This is a genomic window from Clostridium sp. CTA-5, assembly GCF_054768135.1.
Genome location: NZ_BAAAAT010000002.1, coordinates 480,871 through 500,389 on the forward strand (window position 1 = coordinate 480,871; position 19,519 = coordinate 500,389).

The following is a 19,519-nucleotide window of genomic DNA, read 5'->3' on the forward strand; positions in this document are numbered from 1 at the left end:
CTAAAATAACTGTTTAATTAATGATTTTTTGCTTTTCTGCTTTTTTAATACTTAAAAAGTCTCTAAAATAACTATTGTATTTCTATTTTTACTTAATATCTAACTATTGCATTTCTATTTTTTTACTTAATATCGTTTTTTATCATATAAAACTAATTATAAAGAATATACATTTTTCATGTTTTGTAATTTTGATTATAGATAATATCATAAAATAGTATAAAAAAAAGATATTATAGGATAAAGTCAAACTTACATTGAAATTCGCTTTATCCTACAATATCAAATTTAGGTATATTTAAAATTTTATCTTACTAATGAACCATCTGAACCTAAAAGATACCACTTTCCATCTAAGAATAGATTTCCAGTTTTCATTTTTCCGTTAAAGTCAAAATAGTACCATTGACCACCAATTTCTTGCCAGCCAGTTCTCATCATTCCATGGTAATCTAAATAATAGAAATCTTTTCCTGTGAATAGCCATCCATTTCTCATAGTTCCATCATCATTTAGATAGTACCAGTTTTTATCATAATATTGCCATCCCTTTTTCATTGTTCCATTGTCTTGTAAGAAATACCAGTATCCATCTCTTAACATCCACCCAGTTTGCATCATTCCATTGTCATTAAATATATACCACTGCTTGTCATATTGTCCCCAACCAGTATTCTTCATTTTTCCATCACCTTGAAGGTAATACCAATATCCATTATCCTTAATCCAGCCAGTTTGCATAACGCCATCTTTATCTAAATAGTACCAATTTCCACTTTCATAAAGCCAGCCATTGCTTTCTCTATATCCGCTTACATTTATAAAATACCACTTATTATCATAGATAACCCAGCTGTTTTTAACTTGTATTCCATTTGCATCATAAAAAGTCCAATCATCTCCTGAAAGAACCCATTCATTAACAGCAGATACCTTGTCTCTTATTACGCTTAATTTATAACTAGTTGTTGTTTTCTTATCCTCAGCCACTACCTCAATATTAATAAGGTTTGCTCCAATCTTTAAATCAATATAATCTGATTGTTGAGCACTTGTATATTCTTTACCATTTATTTTAATAGTTGCTTTATCATTTTGCGCAGCAAATGTAACTTTTATCTTTGAAGTAGCTCTATCCACCTTAACTGTATAAAGGTAAGTTTCTGGATCAAACTTTGGAGATAAAGTTCCTTCTGAAGTTTTAAGACTTCCAAGTCTTACATTATCTTTTCCATATCTTCTTGTTATATAAAGAGTATAAGTACTACTATCCCCTTTATCATCAGTAACAACCACTTCTATTTCATTAGAACCTTCATCTAAACTTATAAATCCAGTTGTACCTCCGTTTGCAACACTCTTACCATTAACCTTTATAGTAGATGTTGCATATTCAGCTGTAGGTGTAACTGTAATTGCTGTAACCTTATTATCAACAGTTCCTGTATACTCAAAAGTTTCCTTATTAAAAGATGGCATAAGAGTTCCTGTATTTAATTTAATTGACTTTAAATATGAACTTCTTGGTGCTTCAGTACGAGTAACCTCAATACTATAAACATTACTTTGTCCATCTTTAGTAGTAACTCTTACTGTAATGTTATTTTTACCTTCTTTTAATTTAATAGGTTGACTATTTGCTCCACTATTTACAGTAGACCCATTAACTCTTATAGTAGATGAATTATCAGTTGCTGTTGGCTTTAAAGTAATAGATGTTGTTGCCGTTGGTACAGTAGCTGTATAATCATACTCATCTGATTTAAATGTTGGTGACAGTGTAACACCTGTTAATGATTTTAATGTTGCAGTCCCCTTTTTAGAAATTATTAATTTAAATATTTTAGTACGACCATTTACAGTCCTACTTATAGTAATCTCATTATCTCCTCCAGATAATTTAAATACTCCTGTTTTACCATCCATAGTTATTTTAACGCCTGTAGTTATAGGTTTCCCATTCTCATCAACAATACTAACTCTAGCTGTATCTAAAGTATCATCTAAATTAGATAAATTATATTCATCAGTATTAGCACTATAATCTAAATCTAAATTTACATTTTCACCATTACCTGATGCATTTATAACTATTTTGTTAAATTTAAATATTTCAGCATTTTCTTCTTTAAATTTAAATCTAACAGTATAAGATTTAACTTCTTTAGTTCCTAAATCTCTAACTTTTATAGTTGCATCAAAATCATTATATTTACTTACAGCTATTTTTGCAGAAGTAACACCATTGGTTGTTGAAGTAGCAATCTTCACTCCACTAGCACTTGTAGTTACACTTTCAATGTTATAGTATGACGTATCACTTGGTCTTATATTAATAGTTGATACTGACATATCTATTTCATCAGTAAAGTAACTTGAACCACTCTTATTCATGTCTACTATACTTCCACCTGCTTCGACAGTAAAACCTAAATCTAAGTCTACCGCATTAACCCCTTTAATATTTCCAATTTGTACTGTTGCTATCATTAAGGCCAATACTAAAAGCTGTGATATAAACCTTTTGAAATATACTTTCATTTTTATCAATTGCCATTTATAGGCAATTTTCCTCCCCTCTTTTTAATGTGATTAATCAAAAATTCCCATAATATTATAGTTTTCGTACACTTTTACATAAACTTTATAACAAAACCATATAATATTAAATTTAGTATTTAAAATATTTTTTGATATATTTATATTTTTTTACCCCAGTGGTGCTCAGAGGTACCCTATGAGTAAAAAGACATTATTAAGTGTACAAACTATAACAAGAATATTGTAGCACATATAGTCACAAATTTGAAAACTTATCAACATTTTTTTCTATATTTGTATAAAAAGTTGTTAATAATTTTAAACATTTACACAACATATAATGCTATTTTTAGCACTTTAAATTATAATAAAAAATTAAGCTTAAAATTTGCAGAATTTCTAAAGTTCTATAATTGTTGTAAAACAAAAAATACCCAAGGGATATAAATTATTGTGACTTTTTTTAATTTACATCCTCGGATATTTTTAATTTTCCTAAACTCAATATAATTTAGTAACACTCATCAACATCTGGTGAATTTTCATATATTTCAAAAGGATCTATATCTAAACAGGTACTTTCATTATATATACCCTCTAAATCCCATGCTAATGTTCCATTTAAAACAGTACATGTATCTTTAAATCTTGTAATTTAACAAGTACACCTTGCTTCATTAAATTCTTAGCATCATATACTTTTTATTCTGTGTTTTATTTTAATTCCCCATTTTCACCAAAATTGTATGTTTGTCCATTAATTGTTTTTGTTCCTATTTGCATAGAACCATCACCATTTAAATAGTATTTCTTATTTCCTTCTTGTAGCCATCCTGTTCTCATAGAACCATCAGCATTTAAGTAATACCATGTTCCATTTGGTTTTATCCATCCAGTAACCATTGAACCATCACTATTTAAATAATACCATTTATTATCATCATTTGCCCAACCTATTGTCATTTCCCCATTTTCGTCTAAGTAATACCATCTCCAATATTTTTTATTATCATAAAACCACTTTTTCTTTAAAAGATTTCCGTTTTCATCATAATATCTCCATTTACCTGTTGAAGTTTTTATCCAATTATTCTTATTAGAAGTTGAATTATTAGTTGTATTTGTTCCTGGAGCTACATTAGTTTCATTTGTTCCTGAATTAGAATTATCAGTTTTATTTGGGAATATAGCATTTCCTGGTGTATTGTTAGTTTGAGTTGAAGTATTTGATTCTGAATTGTTATTATTATTTTTTTTATCTGAATCCTTTTTACCTCTATTTATATTTAATTTGTAAGTTCTTTTATTATCATCATCATCCTCAACAATAACCCTAATTAAATTCTTCCCCTTACTTAACTTAACATCTTTTCTATATTTATCATCAGAAGTAACTTCATCACCATCAATTTTTACTGTATAATCTTCATCTTCTGGTTCAGCTTTAATTCTTATAGAATCATCTGATTCATCAACATTTATATCATATGAAGTAACTTTTTTGCTAAATTTAAAATCATCACCCCTATTTAAAGTTAAATCTTCTAAATAAATTTTATCTTGTCTATCCTCATCTTTTTTAGAATTACTTGATCCACCTCTATCAACATAAATCTTATATTCATTTACAGCATTACTCTTAACATCATTTTTATCAAATTTACCATCTTTATAAACTCTTACATAAAGTGTTGTAACACCACTCTTATCTAATTTAATTTCTTCACCATTATCATATGCAGTAGATCGTTTATTATTATCAGCAAAAATCTTTGCTTCATAATTACTAGACTCCAAATCAAAAGTTACATTAACGCTTTTTAATGTTGTTTTAGTATAATAGTCTTTTCTACTAGTTTTAAATTGAGCCTTTGTATCATAATCATCATCTGTATATAATTTAATTTCCTTCTTATTATCATCTTTCTTATTAAGTTGTAATTCACTAAGCTTGCTACTACTTTTACTAGATGCATAAGCTTTTGTAGTTGTCATATTAAAATACTTAGTTGGCTCTATTGTTGAAAAAGCACTAATTGTAAGTGCAATTGCTATTATTCTTTTTAATCTTTTATTCATAATTATCCCCCTTAATACATGTCATACTACAATTTTACCATTTTTGCCTCAATTAAGGAAGTTCCAACTCGCATTTGTTGAAAAGTTGTAACTTTTTTGTAATTTTAATATACCTTTGGGGTAAGACTGGAGTGACCCTGGGGTATATTTTTACTAATACTTAAATATAAATATATGATTTGATATTTAAAGGGGGATAAATAAAATGCATGCCATAGGCACAATTTTTTCAAAAGTGAGTGTTATTATTCCTATTGTAATAATAATAGTCCTAATTCTTTCATTCTGGCGTAAAGTTCCTGCTGATAAAGCCATGGTTATAACAGGTATTAAAAAAAGAGTACTAACTGGTAAAGGTGGTTTTATAATTCCATTTCTTGAAACTTCATGTATTATTTCATTAGAGAATATTTCAATGACAACTGATGTAAAGGAAGCGCCATCTCAGCAAGGCATTTTCGTTGATGTCACTGGTACTGCTGTTGTTAAAGTTGAAAATCAAATTGAAAGTATATATAAAGCGGTGGAACAATTTTGTAATGGAAATGCTGATAATACCACTGGTGTAATAAGACGAATGGTTGAACCTGTTCTTGAAGGACGTTTAAGAGGTATAGTTTCTACAATGACAGTTGAACAAATCAATAATGACCGTTCTGCATTTGAGAAAAAAGTAGAAGAAGATATTAAACGTGAACTTAGTGAAATGGGACTTGAACTTATTTCTTATTCAATATTACAAATTTCAACTCAAGGTGGATATCTTGAAAATAGAGCTAGACCACAAGTAGCACAATCTAAAGCAGATGCTGAAGTTGCTGAAGCGGAAAGAAAAAGAGATACAGATATAAAAACAGCTGAAGCTACTAGAGAAGGAGAAAAAGTTAAGCTTGCTGCTGATGCTGAAGTTGCTGCTGCTGAGAGAGATAAATGCATAAAAGTAGAGCAATTTAGAGCAGAACAAGATAGAGCAAAAGCTGAAGCTGATATAGCTTATAGTTTAAAAGAAATAGAAAAACAATCAGAAGTTGAAATACAAAAAGCAACTCTAGCAGAACAAGAAGCTATAAGAGTTGAAAAAGAACTTATTGCTAAAGTTGAAAAACCTGCTGATGCTGAAAAACGTAAAATTGAAATATACGCTGAAGCAAATAAAATTCAAGCAATAAAAGAAGCTGAAGCTGAGGCCGAAAAAATCAGAATTGAAGCAATTGCAAAAGCTGAAGCTAGAAAAATAGAAGCTGAGGCTGAATCTGAAGCTATAAGAATGCGTGGAGAAGCAGAAGCATCATCAATTAAAGCAAAAGGTATTGCAGATGCTGAAGCTAAAGATAAACTTGCAGATGCCATGGCTAAATATGGTGATGCTGCACTAGTAGAAATGCTTATTTCAAGACTACCAGAAATAATGAGTGAAGTAGCTAAACCAATGTCTAATATAGATAAAATTACAGTTATAGATACCGGGAACGGTAAATCTGGAGCATCAAAAGTTGCAAAAACAGTAACAAATGTTGCTGGTACTGGTTTTGAAGTACTAAAAGATTTAACTGGACTTGATGTTGCAGAAATGCTTAAGTCTTTTGTAGATAAAGGTAAACCTATTATCCCAAATAGTGATGAAACTAAAAATAGTACTATTAATCAAAATGATCATATTAACCAAAATGATCATATTAACTAATGTTAATATACAAATAAAAACATGGAAAAAATAGATAAAGTTTATTAGAGCTTATATATTTAAATGAAACTGATAATATATATGAACTCTATTTTTTACCCCTGGGCTATCCCAGGGGTATGTATATTATTTTTATCTACTATTTAATTTAGCAAATCCCCATAACAAAAATATTACAATTCCTAAAATCACAATAATACCCATATAATCTTTCCTCCCCTACGTTATAAAACTCCTATAAATTCATTCCACTCAGAATCAAAATCTATATTCATATCAAATATTTTATTAATGCCTTCTAAATCTTCTTGGACATTATCATTATACATATCTAAATTCTTTAATCTAAACTTAACTATTGATATTTCTTCTTCAACACCATTTAATATTTCATCAATTTTATCATTTGCATTTTCATTTAATGAACTAAAAGAAGCTAAATAAGATTCCTTAGTTTCTTCAAAGGCTTTTTCTATATTTGCAACAAGTAGTCCATATTTAGTATTAAACAAGTCCATTTTTTCTAAAATCAACATTACTATATTAGTTGTAAACACAATAGCAAGAATCTCAATTACTTCCCATAACCAACTTGGAAGTGGAATAGCTTTTGCATATTCTAATATTTCCTGAACAACAACATTTGATATTGTTATACTTATCAAATTAAATATAGCTTCAGCTTTTTGGACTTTAGTAGCATCTTTATTAAGTAATATCTTTGCTGAATCTACTAAAGCTAAAACAAGTGATTTAGCTAATTTCATTACCTTTTCAACTGCGCCCTTAACCAAACTTAATAATATATCAAAGAATACCTTTAAAAACTTCTTTAATGAATTTACACCCAAAGCCACCATTATATCTTTTAAATTAGTTTTAATATAATTAATTATTCTTTTAGATGATTCTTTAATTTTAGATAAAAAATTCTGCAATGTTATGAATTTATCTTTTAATAATATTCTTATCTCATAAACTAAAGGTGGAAGAGCATAATATAACATCTGTCCTGCAAATATTTTTCCTAAACCTTTTTTAGTATCCTTAAAAGCCTCTTTTGATATTTCATTATATTTTGCATGCTTTATAGCTTTTAGACTCTCAGTATTTTCTATAGAATTAAAGTTTTTCTTTAAATTCTTTTTAACATCACTAGGCACATCCCCATTCTTATCTAAATAACCCTTTTCTTGAAGATGTTCTTTTAATTCACCAGTTGCATTCTCCCATCTTTCAATTGTGCCTTCATAAGTTGGTATATCACTTTTTGATTGATTTGCTCTACCATCTATCCACTGCATATTTTTAGGTGAATTATAAATCTTATCAATCTCTTCAACATAAGACTCGTCCATATATTTTGAATTATAAGTAGCTGAATTCATAGCCCTAACATGATCACCATGAACACTTGATCCATCAACCATTTTCCCTGTTAAACTATCCCTTACTTTATTATCATCTGAAACAAGCTCACTATTCTTATAATCACTTCTTGTATTATACTTCTTGTCGCCATCATAAAAACTTTCAGTGCCACTTCTCTCATCCTGATAAACTTTAACTGTATTTAAATTATTAACCTTATTTATCTCATTTATTGAAGATGAAAATTCCTTTGAATCACTATAGTTATATACATTTTTAATAATAGCTTGTTGATCCTTAAGTGGATCATATTCATTATTATAATCAAACTTTAAAATTCTTTCTGCTAATTGATCTGCTGTTATATATAAATCACTTAAATCAAAAAAACGCCTAATAGCTTCTCCAGATATATCCCTTGCTATATTATTAACTAGTTTTGAACCATAATTGACATCAATTAATTCCTTATGTTTTGTATTAAGAATATTTATAGAATTTATGTACAACTTTTTTTCTTCATTAAATAAGTCTTCCCTTATTCTTATAGCCTGCTTTAATTCCATGCCCTTCTCCTATCCCCTATAAATAATTGCTTGCACTTGAATTTTAATATTAACTATCCCAGTCTTTGTTAAAACTGTAAAACACCAGACTTTTACTACAATATTAATATCAGATAATAAATAAATCTAAGCTAGCTAGTCTTCTCTTATACTAAATTCAAGTAACCTTTTTTCTTTAATATGTACAATTTGCTTTTGCTCTGATAAAAGCTTTAAATCATCTTTATTTGAGTCATTATTTATTAACCTAGTTAATATAGGCGTATCATATATCTTTGATGATATAGTATAAAACATAAATGCATTCTTTATAAAATTATAATGTTTTTCATAAATCGTACCTTTTAAACATCTTATATCATTAGTTAAATTCATCTTAGAATTTAACTCTCTATTAGCTATAATATTGTTTTTTATAACCTCAACACTAAGCATTGCATCTATAAGTTCCATTTCTGGTATAACCAAATTTTCTATTGTATTATCAATACATTTTACTGTATCTTGATAGAGATTAGAAATGTCAGTGTGCATTTTCACTTCTTCATCTTTTAAATATAAATTATTTTCCTTACTTTTTATTTCAAGCTTATAATTATCCCTTTCAGCTCTCATATCTATATTATGGCTTTTAGTTTTAATTCTAGCTCCAAAAATAGTAGTAAAAAATGTATCATTAAATACCTTGTCACTTGACCAATCAATATCCTCTATATAATTTTCAGCTTTTTCAAATTGTTTCAAAGAAACATGCATTCTACTTTTATCATCTTCTTTAACACAATTTTTTGTATTTTTAATATTACCAAACTTACTTAGAAAATTATAAAGTTTGTTAATCTTAGGTCTTAAATTCTTCTCCCTTATCTCATTCAACGTTTCTATCGTATCATTAAAGATAGCTATGCTATTATTTATTATATTTATTATTAAGCTTACATTTTCCTTATGATTTTCATGTATTTCTTTAAATTCTTGAACTAATTCTCTTCTTTCCTTCTCACCAGTAAAAGTTTGTACCTTATCACTAGCCCAATCCAATATTCCCATAAATATTCCTCTCTAATACTTAATAAATCTTTTGTGTCTTTTAATATCCTTACATGAAATAATAATTCCATTTTTAACTTCAAATTCGAATCTATCATCCTTCACTATAATAAAATCATCTTCATTGCCTGAAATTTTAAAATTACCACTTTCATGATTTAATTCTTCATTTATAACCCTAATCTTAGCACATTGATTTATATTATCCTTACGATTTCTACTTCTATATGCTTTATAAATATATATAATAATACAAACTAATGCACATATCCTGATTAATGTAAATATACAGCCCACCTCCAATGAATAATACTTACTTTCCTGAAATATACACCTAATTATCACACAGCAATTATAATTTGACAATCTTTTCACTAACAAAATTTATGATTAATATAGAAACAAATTAACCTATCCACATTTCAATTAATAATTAACAATTTTAGTGAAAATCTCTACACAATTTTTATATAATAAAAAAATACCCTTTGGGGTATATTCTTGCCCTAGGGTATTTTTTATTAGAGTATGCTTTAATACATTTCTCCTGATGCATTTATTTCATATCCATCAACACTTGTGCTATATGCCATAGTCCCATTTGGATACATATAATACCATCTTCCATCTATCTTTTGCCATCCTGTAGCCATCTCTCCAGTATCTTTTAAATAATATAATTTACCACTTAAGTACATCCAACCAGTCTGCATTACTCCATATTCACCTAAGTAATACCACTTTGCATCAAGCTTTAACCACCCTGTTTGCATTATTCCATATTCATCCATATAGTACCATCTATTATCAACACTTGCCCATCCAGTTACAATCAATCCATTGTATAAAATTTGCCACTTACCATCTGATAACTGCTTCCATTTTATATTAGCTGAAGTATATTTATTATAATTTGCATCTGTTCCTATCATTCCTGGGTTGCCATTATTTCCTTGGAAATTACCTGTTTCATCATAATTACCTAATATACTTCCCTCTGTCATTAAATCATTAGAAGTAATATCTCCATTAATGTCGTCATTTGCATTAATTGTACTCTCATCAAAACCAGAATTTGCAACAGCTCCATTAATTGGAGTTTTACTCAAAACATAATCTGAACAATGTGTAATTGTAAATGCTGCTTTGCCATCTTTAACATTAACATTAGAAGAAACTGATTCTAACACATTTTTTGAAGGATTATAGTAATACAAATATCTATTACTTCCATCAAATTCTTCCCCAACATTAATCTCAACTTTTGCTTTTCCTGGTAACATACCATTATAGTTAAAATAAATATTAGCAACATCTGCACCATTTGTTAGTCTATTAATTTTTGATGCATTTGGAGAATTACTCTCTACTTTTGAGTTAAATTTCGTCTTCATTTTAGATATATTAATTAAATCATTAGTATCAAAACTCCATGTACAATTACCTGATTCTATAACCAAACTCTTATAAGAATATTCCTTAACCAATAAAAACATCTCTTTATCAACATTTGGACTATATGAGGCATTGACATACATTTTTTCTTCATTTAATTCATCTGAATCAATTTGACCATTATCAAAATCATCGTCAAAATCACTTTTCTTTGACTCTGAAGAAGAACTTGAATACTTTTCATCAATGGAAGATGTCCTGTCACTTGTTTTGGTTTCATTTAAACTCCCTGATAGTGTTACCCTTACTTTTATATAACAATCCTCATCAGCACTTTTAAGTTTATATTCACTATCAGTTGCTCCTGATATTTCTTTGTAATCCCCATCCCTTTTACTTGATCTTAACCATTGATAAGATATTTTAGGTTTAACTGATGGTTTATTACTATTGTAATTTAATTTCGCAGTTAAAGTCTTTCCTACCCTTTCAGTTCCAGATATAGAAACTGATTTTAATGCACTTGTTGATGCACCAGGATCAGTAGGCTCTCCACCAGTCCCTGGATTAGTACCTGCTTTAAATGGTACATAATGTATTGTTATTTTAATTGCAGAATCATCACTTGCACCTACATATTTAAAATAAATATTACTATCACGAGCCTCTTCGTCATATTTAGGTGCACCATTTTTATTTGCAGCCATAAAATAATTTATTGTCCCAGTATTTTCACTAAGATCTATAAAATTAGTTCCTGTAAAACTGTATGATATTTGATTATTACCTTTAATATTATTTTTAATTACAAGACCAAACCATTTGTTAAGTGTCTTGTTAGTGTTTGATCTTTCACATACCCTTAGTTCTTCACTAGCTGTAACAGTTATTTGATATTCATGATTACTGCCAGTAACTTCACTCAATTTAAGTTTTTTATAATTTTCTCCCTTATCTAAGGAAAAGGTATTTATTATAGGCGCTCCTAATATTCCACTTTCTATATCTTCTCCTGGAACATTACCTGGATTTTCTTCACCATTATCACTAGGATTTTCTCCATTATTGTCTCCTGTCTTACCCCCTTGATTATCTTCATTATTCTTTTTCTCATCATTACTTCCTGAAGTTTTCCCACCTATTGCTTCTGGATTTTCTTTATCATTCTCATCTGGAACCTTAAATAAATTTCCCTCTCCATTATTATTTGATGCTTGTCCTGAACCTTCATCTGGATTTTTTGTAGAATCTCCATTTAAAGTTTGTCCTAAATTCTCCCCAAAATATTTTCTATTATATTGATCTGAAAATTTATTATGTTGATATTCTGTCCTAGTACTCTCCTCTTTGTTTAAACCACTCTTTATTTGACAAGTCTTATTATCATTTTTATTACCACTTAGGCTTTTTTCTAAACTGAAATCCACTGCATTATCTGAATGTATATCTTTATTTACACATTTATTTTGATACATATCTAAATTTACATTCTTAGCAGCATATGTATCACTTGTCACATCACCATAAGCCTTACAACTAATATTCCCAATTATATTTCCCAAATTGCTAAATTGCACAACTGTAACTGTAGAAACAACAATCGCAATTGTTTTTAAGTGCATCCTTCCTCTCAAATTTCTCATAACTCAAATCTCCCCCTTTACATAAACAGAATTCTCGCTCTTAAATTAAAAATTCCCCCTCCTTTAAAAATTAGAAATCATTATTCTGAAACATGCATCCTTTATACATTAAATGAGTCTCTAGTTTCCTAATTGAAAAATAAGAGTATTTTACAACGCCAATTCTATACAAACGTTTTCATATAGAATAAATAACCTATATAGATAATTATAATACCAAACTGGAAAAAAATGCACCCCTTATGTTGTAAATTATTCCAAAATTACTTAACATAATAATAGAAATACCCCAGGAGTACCCCTGGGGTATTATATTATTTAGAAACTATTATTGTATATGTGATAGGTTTTTCATATTCTACTGTACCATCTTTATACTTACGAATGACTACTTTTACCTTTATTTTACCTGGTTCAGTAACTGTACAAGTTCCATTCTTTACTTTTAAATAAGCATCTGTTCCATCTGCATTAGTAACATATAAATCTTTTGTTACATAATATTCGTCTTGCTCACCTTTATATTGAAACTCTGAATTAAATCCTGTATTAAATTCACATTTTTCACCATCAAATTTTGCTGTATAATTATTTTCTGAAACTTTTTGAAGATTATATTTATTATCAGCGTTGATAGTAAGTTTTAAATCTTGAGCATATTTATTATCACTTGATGAATCATTATGATGATGTGATCCACCACCACCTCCACCACCATGTGATCTTTCTTCTTCTGCCTTATTTTCGCTCTCTGCAGGCTTTTCTTCTGGTTTTTCTGATGGTTTATTTACGGAATTACCTGCTCCATCAAATGCATTGTCTACTTTTGGAGCTGTTCCAACTGCTGCACCATCTGCACCAAATGTATAAACCTTATCTCCAATCATTACATTGCCTGTTAACATTGCTCCTGTTGTTGCTAATACATATACTTTTCCATTAACATCAACAACACCTGTTTGCATTGCTCCTGATGCATTTGTATAATACCAAGTTCCATTATCATTTATCCAGCCTGTTTGCATTGCTCCTGATGCTTCTGCATAGTACCAAGTTCCATTATCATTTATCCAACCTGTCTTCATTCCACCCCATGGTTGTAAGTAATACCAATTCCCATTATTATTTGCCCAACCAGTTTGCATTGCTCCTGAGCCATTTGCATAATACCAAGTTCCATTATCATTTATCCAACCTGTCTTCATAGCTCCTGATGCTTCTGTGTAGTACCAAGTTCCATTATCATTTACCCAACCTGTTTGCATAGTACCATTTTCATCAAACTTGTACCATTCTCCGTCAATAGCTTTCCATCCTGTAGCTTTTGTTCCACTTTCAGTCCAGCTCCAGTTATTACTATTATCTTGTCTCCATGCTGCTGAAGCCGCTACTGGAGAAATAGTTGATATAGTTGTCGCTGCAACTGCAACTGCTATTATCTTCTTTAATCTTGAACTCTTCATTATTATATAATCCTCCTCATTATAATACCCCAGGGGGTACCTCAGGGGTACCCCTGGGGTATTATTATCAAACTATTTTTTTATTTTTCTTCTAAAAAAACTTTTACCCAAAATATTATCAATATTAGGTATCATTAAAATTAATCCTAAAATAAATAAAATAAGACCACATTTAGATAAAGTTATTAAAAAATAACTCATTATACTAGAAACCGCTTCTTTTAAATATATAGTATTAATATTCACCATTTCATAAGCCTTTGAAGTATATATACCAAAAAATACAGTAGATAAAAGTATCCCTGCCAATATTGCTCCAATAGATGTATATTTTAATATAGAATTAATGTCCCTTTTATTTACTAAAATTAATATTCCTATAAATAAAATAGGAGATAATATAAATATCAAATTAAATGTATTAAATATTGAAGTTGTTTTAGCAGCAACTCTAATAACATTAGATTTCATTAATCCATTTATACTTATCTTTTCAAATTCTTTATCTATAATAGCCCCTGCTTCATCTAATAACTTATTTGCTATTGCATCAACCTTAGCTTGTACAGATGTAGTTGCATTTTTTTCATCATCTAATTTATTGTTAGATTGTGAAACTTCTTTGTTATTCTCACTTACTGAATTATTATTTCCAGCAGAATTTCCAGCTTCTTGTCCTTCTTTTTCTCCTGATGCTTTATCATTTTTATTACCAGATGAATTATTCTCATCAAGATATCCTTCTTCTGCTAACATTCTCCATACGTCATCTTCAGTTAATCCTTTTTCAGCAAGCTTTTGTCTTGCCTGAGCCTCAGATAAACCTTTTTCTCTTAACATAGCTCTTCCCTGTGCTTCCAATTCAGCTCGAGATGCTAACTTTTCAGCTACTACACAATCATCTTTACATGATGATTTTTCTTTTTTAACAACCATATTATCAAATCTTGCCTCTTTATTAACATAGGTCAAATTTTCAAAATTTGATTCTTTACCATAAACCATATTATCAAGATTTAACTTTTGATTATAGTTAATTATCCCCTCATAATTTGGTTTACCTTTAATACAAATTGTATTATAAGACTTCATATGATTACTAAATGATGAATTACTATTATCCCCTATAATATTAGGGACAACAAAAGACAAGTCCTTATCAAGTGAAGTATTCTCACCAATAAAAGACTTTAATACATCCCTTACTCTTTCCTTATATATATCAGTATTTACAGAAGAAGTATTATTCTCTCCAGTTTTTAAATATAATATAAGGTTATCAATTGCATTATCAGCTTCATTTTTGATATCATCCTCTGTCAATATAGATTCCTTAATATCAACACTTACTCCCTTAGCACTTAATATAGAATCTATTTTTTTATATAAAGATTCTGTAACCTTTTTATAAATATCATTTTCGTTAAATATATTTACATAAGTATTCTTATTTAACACCATATTATTTACAAATATAGATACAACTCCAAGCATAATACTAAACATTAATAATATTCCTAAAATAAAATTAATACACCTCTTATTTTTTTTCATCCTATGTATTAATCCTCCTTAAGTCCTAGCATTATTTAGCTCTAGATCCATTTACAAAAGCTTTTATTGTTTCAACATTTTTACTCTTAAGAATAGTTAAAAGATCCTTAACATTTTTAAAAGTAACTTGACCAATTATTTTACCCTCTTTATCTTCAACTGATAAAGTTGTTGAATCATCATTATTTTTACCAAAGCTTACATTATATCCTTCAAACATTGTATATTGAACTAAACCTAAAGCTATTTTTTCTTTATCACGTCTATATTCACCATCATTTTTATTATTAATTTCATCTATAAGATTTTCAGTAACTTCTATAACATGTTTATATTCCTTTTGAGTCATTTGATCTAACATTTTATTTCCATTACTTGCGATGCTTCCATCTTTAGCTATCATGCCTACATACTTCTTAAATATTGGATCATTTTTATATGTTTCATAATAATGATATTTCTTTATTTCTTTTTTTACGGCATCTGTATCATTAATAAAATCTCCAACTGTTTTATCCTTACTAACTTCTATACCACTTACTTTAACAGTTTTGCCTGATATTATTTTTCTAGCTACTTCTCTCATTACTGCTAAATCATTATATTCAACTTTTACTTCTGCATCATTAATTTTTACATTTTCTGCTGCAAATGATGTAACTGATACAGAACAAGTCATAGCTAATGTTAATGCTCCTATTGATAATAGTTTTTTCATTTTCATCCTTATTCTATCCCCTTCCAATTTATAAAATATGTAGCTTTATACAAAGCAAAAATCCACAAAATTTTCCTATTGTAATTTAATTCTACATATACATATTTTATACTATTTTAATTTTAATTACAACTTATGTTATAATCTGTTTATTTAATGTAGTTTAATTAAAGTATTATTAAATAAATTATTATAAACAAAGAAAACTGTTCTAAAAAAAATAAAGCTATATTCAATAGCTTTATAAAATATAAATTTATAATAAAATTTCTTTATCTTTCCCTTTTAAAAATATGAAGTAGTACCATCCCTATAATTCCACCACAAAAATCTATAATCACATCAATGACATTTGAATTCCTTCCTGGAATATATAATTGAAAAAACTCATCTAAAACTGCTGAAAGCAAGACTATAAATAAACTATAGATAATGACATTATTCTTCTTAACATGAAAAGAATAAAATGTTAGAGCAAGTACAATAGATAATAGAAAAAATTCGAATCCATGAGCACATTTTCTAATAATAAGATTAAGTTCATCCTTTGTAAGTTTATTATCCAATTTATTAGCCAATCTATCACTTAGATTATCAACTAATTCATCACTGAATAAATTCTTACTTAATATATTATTAACTTTACTTTCATTTATTACTGTAACCACCTTATCTACTAAGTTGTGACTTCTTTCATTAGATGAACTTCCTGTTTGACTTGAATTAAAAAATATAAATCCTAAACTCAAAAAACATAAAAGACTTAAAAATACCCCTTTTCTCATATCAAACCTCCTCCTTATAACCAAGGTATTATAAACCCCACATCTACCCCAGAGATACCCTTGGGATAGATGTGGGGTTATATATGAGGTACCACTATGGACAATATTAAAGATTCTTTAATATACTTTCCAAGTATTCTGTAAAATCACCCTTTAAATCTTCTTTTCTTAATGCATATTCCACAGTTGCTTGCAAGTATCCAAGCTTATCCCCAACATCATATCTTCTTCCCTCAAAATTATAAGCATACATAGCTTCTTCATTAATAAGTTCAAGTAAAGCATCAGTAAGTTGAATTTCATTACCTTTACCTGGTTTAGTTCTATCTAATATCTCGAATATTTTTGGAGTAACTATATATCTTCCTAATATTGCTGTATTAGATGGTGCCTCTTCAACTGAAGGTTTTTCAACTAATCCCTTAACTTTGCATACTCTCTCCTCTATCTCTATTCCATCAACAATTCCATATTTACATACATCCTCAGATGCTACAGATTGAACACCTAAAATGCTTGTATTATATTCATCATAACAATCAATAAGTTGTTTTAAACAAGGAGTTCCTTCATTATATACAATGTCATCACCAAGAAGAATTGCAAAAGGTTCATCCCCAACAAAAGTTTTAGCACAATTAATAGCATGTCCTAATCCTCTAGGTTCTTTTTGTCTTATATAATGAATATCAACCATATCAGATATAGTTTGAACTAAATGTAATAATTCTTTCTTATTACTCTTTTCAAGTTCCATCTCAAGTTCAACAGATTTATCAAAATGATCTTCTATACATTTTTTATTTCTACCTGTTACAATAAGTATTTCCTCTATTCCTGAAGCAACAGCTTCTTCTATAATATATTGAATTGTAGGCTTATCTACTATAGGAAGCATTTCCTTAGGTTGAGCCTTTGTTGCAGGTAAAAATCTTGTCCCCAAACCTGCTGCGGGAATTATAGCTTTTCTTATCTTTTTATTCATATGTATCTCCTATAAAATAATTATTAATTTTAAAGATTTTTATTTAAAAATATTGTACTTAAAAAATCCACATTCATCTGTTCTGTATTAATATTAACTAATAGTTTTTTATAACACAAAATAAGCTAGACTAAATCAACATTTCACATAAAAAATCTCTTATATATCATTTTTTATGTAAATTATAGTACAGTTATTAATATAACATAAAACGTCTTCAAAATAAATATTCCTTACATATTTATCCTAATCATTCTTAAGTCTTACACCTGGGGTACCCCAGGTGTAAAACTCTTTATTCACCAGCCTAGTAGTGACTTTTCAAGCTTATCATAATCATAACTTCTAGCTTCAAAGTCATTAAATTTTAATATTTTTGTCTTACTATAATCATTTCTTAAATTACCACATACAGAATCTTTATAATTATTTGATTGCTCTGCTTCACTTTTCCAATTTTTTAATATTCCATTTACATAGTTCATTCTAGGCTTGTTTACTTCTAACGCTTTTTGAATAGCCAATTTCACATTACTTGCACCATAAATAGAAACTGCTAGTTTTACCGTTTCTTCATTACCCCCAATAATCTTTACACCTAAACTTTTAATATATTTAACTATATCGCTTTTATTAAAATCTTCAGTTAAATCCATATCTATATTTTCACATTCAAAAGATTTGTCCATCAATCCATTTGAACTCATTTCTATTGACCCTGATGTTTGAAGTTCACAAACAGAAGATCTATCTATATTCCCACCAAGTTCTCCACTCCCCCTACTATCTCTACTATCTCCAATACTTTCAATATCTCTAATCCCACTACTATCTCTACTACCTTCAACCTCTCCAATACTCCTACTACCTTCAATATCTTTAATTTCTTTAGTCACTATATTATTTCTAATACATCTAATCTCTTCTGAATCTTCTATGCTCTTAATCTCTTTCTTATTCTTAAGCTTTTTCTTCTTCTCCATCTTATTCTGTGGCGTTACAGTAACGTTACAGTTTGTTACAGCATTTTTTTGTAATTCTTCCTGAAAAATCTCTTCATTATTATATGCATTATTGCTGTGCAAATTTTTATCATCACACTCATATTCATTATTTAAATTATAAACTTCTTTTACTTTATCACCAGCTCTATTATTAGAGTTATCATCTTCCATTGATTCTCCCTCTAATTTTTTCTTTGCTCTGTGCTTTGCAACCCTTTTTCTTGCTTGTTCCCTTATCTTTTCCATACCCTCAACATTTTGATGTTTTTCCCAATTTATAATCCTTATAAAATTCTTTTTATCTATTTCTATCATATTTAATTCAGATAAAATCCTTAACGAATCATCTATCACCTTAACTGGCCTATTAAATATTATAGAAAGCATTTCGTTACTATATGGAATATCTTCATTTAAAAATATATTACCTGCAGAATTAGTTTTCCCTGCTTGAATAAGTAATCTCATCCATACATAATGAATACTATCTCTATCATTCATAGAATCTATCAATTTAATCTTCTCATCATCAAACATATCTATCTCTACCTTAATCCATACAATTTTGCCCATTTAATTTCCCTCCTTTAGTTACTTTTCCATCTTTGTTTTACCCATGGGTAAGCCTTTGATATTGCTGTGGTACCCTTGGGGTATTTTATAAAGATATTTTTTTACCCC

At 28.5% G+C, this 19,519-nt stretch carries 13 protein-coding genes; 1 reads left to right on the forward strand and 12 read right to left on the reverse strand.

From position 1 onward, the window contains the following. Window positions 1–306 precede the first annotated feature (306 nt). Window positions 307–2,541: a cadherin-like beta sandwich domain-containing protein gene (locus ACYUET_RS07300; protein WP_460278650.1), complete on the reverse strand. Its 2,235-nt coding sequence runs from the start codon at window positions 2,539–2,541 to the stop codon at window positions 307–309. A 714-nt stretch (window positions 2,542–3,255) separates the two neighbouring features. Next, on the reverse strand, window positions 3,256–4,620 hold the full coding sequence (locus ACYUET_RS07305) for an N-acetylmuramoyl-L-alanine amidase family protein (protein WP_460278651.1): 1,365 nt from the start codon (window positions 4,618–4,620) through the stop codon (window positions 3,256–3,258). A 205-nt stretch (window positions 4,621–4,825) separates the two neighbouring features. Between ACYUET_RS07305 and ACYUET_RS07310 the strand changes: the two genes are divergently transcribed. Then, complete coding sequence (locus ACYUET_RS07310) at window positions 4,826–6,304, forward strand: flotillin family protein (RefSeq protein ID WP_460278652.1); 1,479 nt, start codon at window positions 4,826–4,828, stop codon at window positions 6,302–6,304. A 224-nt stretch (window positions 6,305–6,528) separates the two neighbouring features. Here ACYUET_RS07310 and ACYUET_RS07315 read toward each other — a convergent pair whose 3' ends face one another. The 10 genes from ACYUET_RS07315 to ACYUET_RS07360 form a co-directional block, all read right to left on the reverse strand. Further along, a complete protein-coding gene (locus ACYUET_RS07315; RefSeq protein ID WP_460278653.1) occupies window positions 6,529–8,241 on the reverse strand; it encodes a hypothetical protein in 1,713 nt (570 codons plus the stop codon). Window positions 8,242–8,376: 135 nt separating this feature from the next. Next, window positions 8,377–9,291, reverse strand: coding sequence for a hypothetical protein (locus ACYUET_RS07320; RefSeq protein ID WP_460278654.1), 915 nt, complete (start codon window positions 9,289–9,291; stop codon window positions 8,377–8,379). 12 nt (window positions 9,292–9,303) lie between these two features. After that, window positions 9,304–9,594 carry a hypothetical protein gene (locus tag ACYUET_RS07325; protein WP_460278655.1) on the reverse strand — a complete coding sequence of 97 codons (291 nt, stop codon included), beginning with the start codon at window positions 9,592–9,594 and terminating at the stop codon, window positions 9,304–9,306. A 230-nt stretch (window positions 9,595–9,824) separates the two neighbouring features. Continuing rightward, on the reverse strand, window positions 9,825–12,329 hold the full coding sequence (locus ACYUET_RS07330) for a hypothetical protein (protein WP_460278656.1): 2,505 nt from the start codon (window positions 12,327–12,329) through the stop codon (window positions 9,825–9,827). 314 nt (window positions 12,330–12,643) lie between these two features. Then, window positions 12,644–13,792: an N-acetylmuramoyl-L-alanine amidase family protein gene (locus tag ACYUET_RS07335; RefSeq protein ID WP_460278657.1), complete on the reverse strand. Its 1,149-nt coding sequence runs from the start codon at window positions 13,790–13,792 to the stop codon at window positions 12,644–12,646. Window positions 13,793–13,864: 72 nt separating this feature from the next. Next, window positions 13,865–15,346 (reverse strand): hypothetical protein, encoded by a 1,482-nt coding sequence (locus tag ACYUET_RS07340; protein ID WP_460278658.1) that lies wholly within the window; start codon window positions 15,344–15,346, stop codon window positions 13,865–13,867. A gap of 31 nt (window positions 15,347–15,377) precedes the next feature. After that, window positions 15,378–16,070, reverse strand: coding sequence for a hypothetical protein (locus ACYUET_RS07345; RefSeq protein ID WP_460278659.1), 693 nt, complete (start codon window positions 16,068–16,070; stop codon window positions 15,378–15,380). 266 nt (window positions 16,071–16,336) lie between these two features. Continuing rightward, on the reverse strand, window positions 16,337–16,849 hold the full coding sequence (locus tag ACYUET_RS07350; protein ID WP_460278660.1) for a VanZ family protein: 513 nt from the start codon (window positions 16,847–16,849) through the stop codon (window positions 16,337–16,339). 106 nt (window positions 16,850–16,955) lie between these two features. After that, window positions 16,956–17,834: a UTP--glucose-1-phosphate uridylyltransferase GalU gene (galU, locus tag ACYUET_RS07355; protein ID WP_460278661.1), complete on the reverse strand. Its 879-nt coding sequence runs from the start codon at window positions 17,832–17,834 to the stop codon at window positions 16,956–16,958. Between the two features lie 299 nt (window positions 17,835–18,133). Then, window positions 18,134–19,411, reverse strand: coding sequence for a phage replisome organizer N-terminal domain-containing protein (locus ACYUET_RS07360; RefSeq protein WP_460278662.1), 1,278 nt, complete (start codon window positions 19,409–19,411; stop codon window positions 18,134–18,136). Window positions 19,412–19,519 lie beyond the last annotated feature (108 nt).

Coding starts and splice junctions, on each gene's coding strand:
- ACYUET_RS07335 (WP_460278657.1), bottom strand. CDS start 13,792: ATGAAGAGTTCAAGATTAAAGAAGATAATAGCAGTTGCAGTTGCAGCG.
- ACYUET_RS07305 (WP_460278651.1), bottom strand. CDS start 4,620: ATGAATAAAAGATTAAAAAGAATAATAGCAATTGCACTTACAATTAGT.
- ACYUET_RS07340 (WP_460278658.1), bottom strand. CDS start 15,346: ATGAAAAAAAATAAGAGGTGTATTAATTTTATTTTAGGAATATTATTA.
- ACYUET_RS07360 (WP_460278662.1), bottom strand. CDS start 19,411: ATGGGCAAAATTGTATGGATTAAGGTAGAGATAGATATGTTTGATGAT.
- ACYUET_RS07310 (WP_460278652.1), top strand. CDS start 4,826: ATGCATGCCATAGGCACAATTTTTTCAAAAGTGAGTGTTATTATTCCT.
- galU (WP_460278661.1), bottom strand. CDS start 17,834: ATGAATAAAAAGATAAGAAAAGCTATAATTCCCGCAGCAGGTTTGGGG.
- ACYUET_RS07320 (WP_460278654.1), bottom strand. CDS start 9,291: ATGGGAATATTGGATTGGGCTAGTGATAAGGTACAAACTTTTACTGGT.
- ACYUET_RS07330 (WP_460278656.1), bottom strand. CDS start 12,329: ATGAGAAATTTGAGAGGAAGGATGCACTTAAAAACAATTGCGATTGTT.
- ACYUET_RS07315 (WP_460278653.1), bottom strand. CDS start 8,241: ATGGAATTAAAGCAGGCTATAAGAATAAGGGAAGACTTATTTAATGAA.
- ACYUET_RS07345 (WP_460278659.1), bottom strand. CDS start 16,070: ATGAAAATGAAAAAACTATTATCAATAGGAGCATTAACATTAGCTATG.
- ACYUET_RS07300 (WP_460278650.1), bottom strand. CDS start 2,541: ATGAAAGTATATTTCAAAAGGTTTATATCACAGCTTTTAGTATTGGCC.
- ACYUET_RS07350 (WP_460278660.1), bottom strand. CDS start 16,849: ATGAGAAAAGGGGTATTTTTAAGTCTTTTATGTTTTTTGAGTTTAGGA.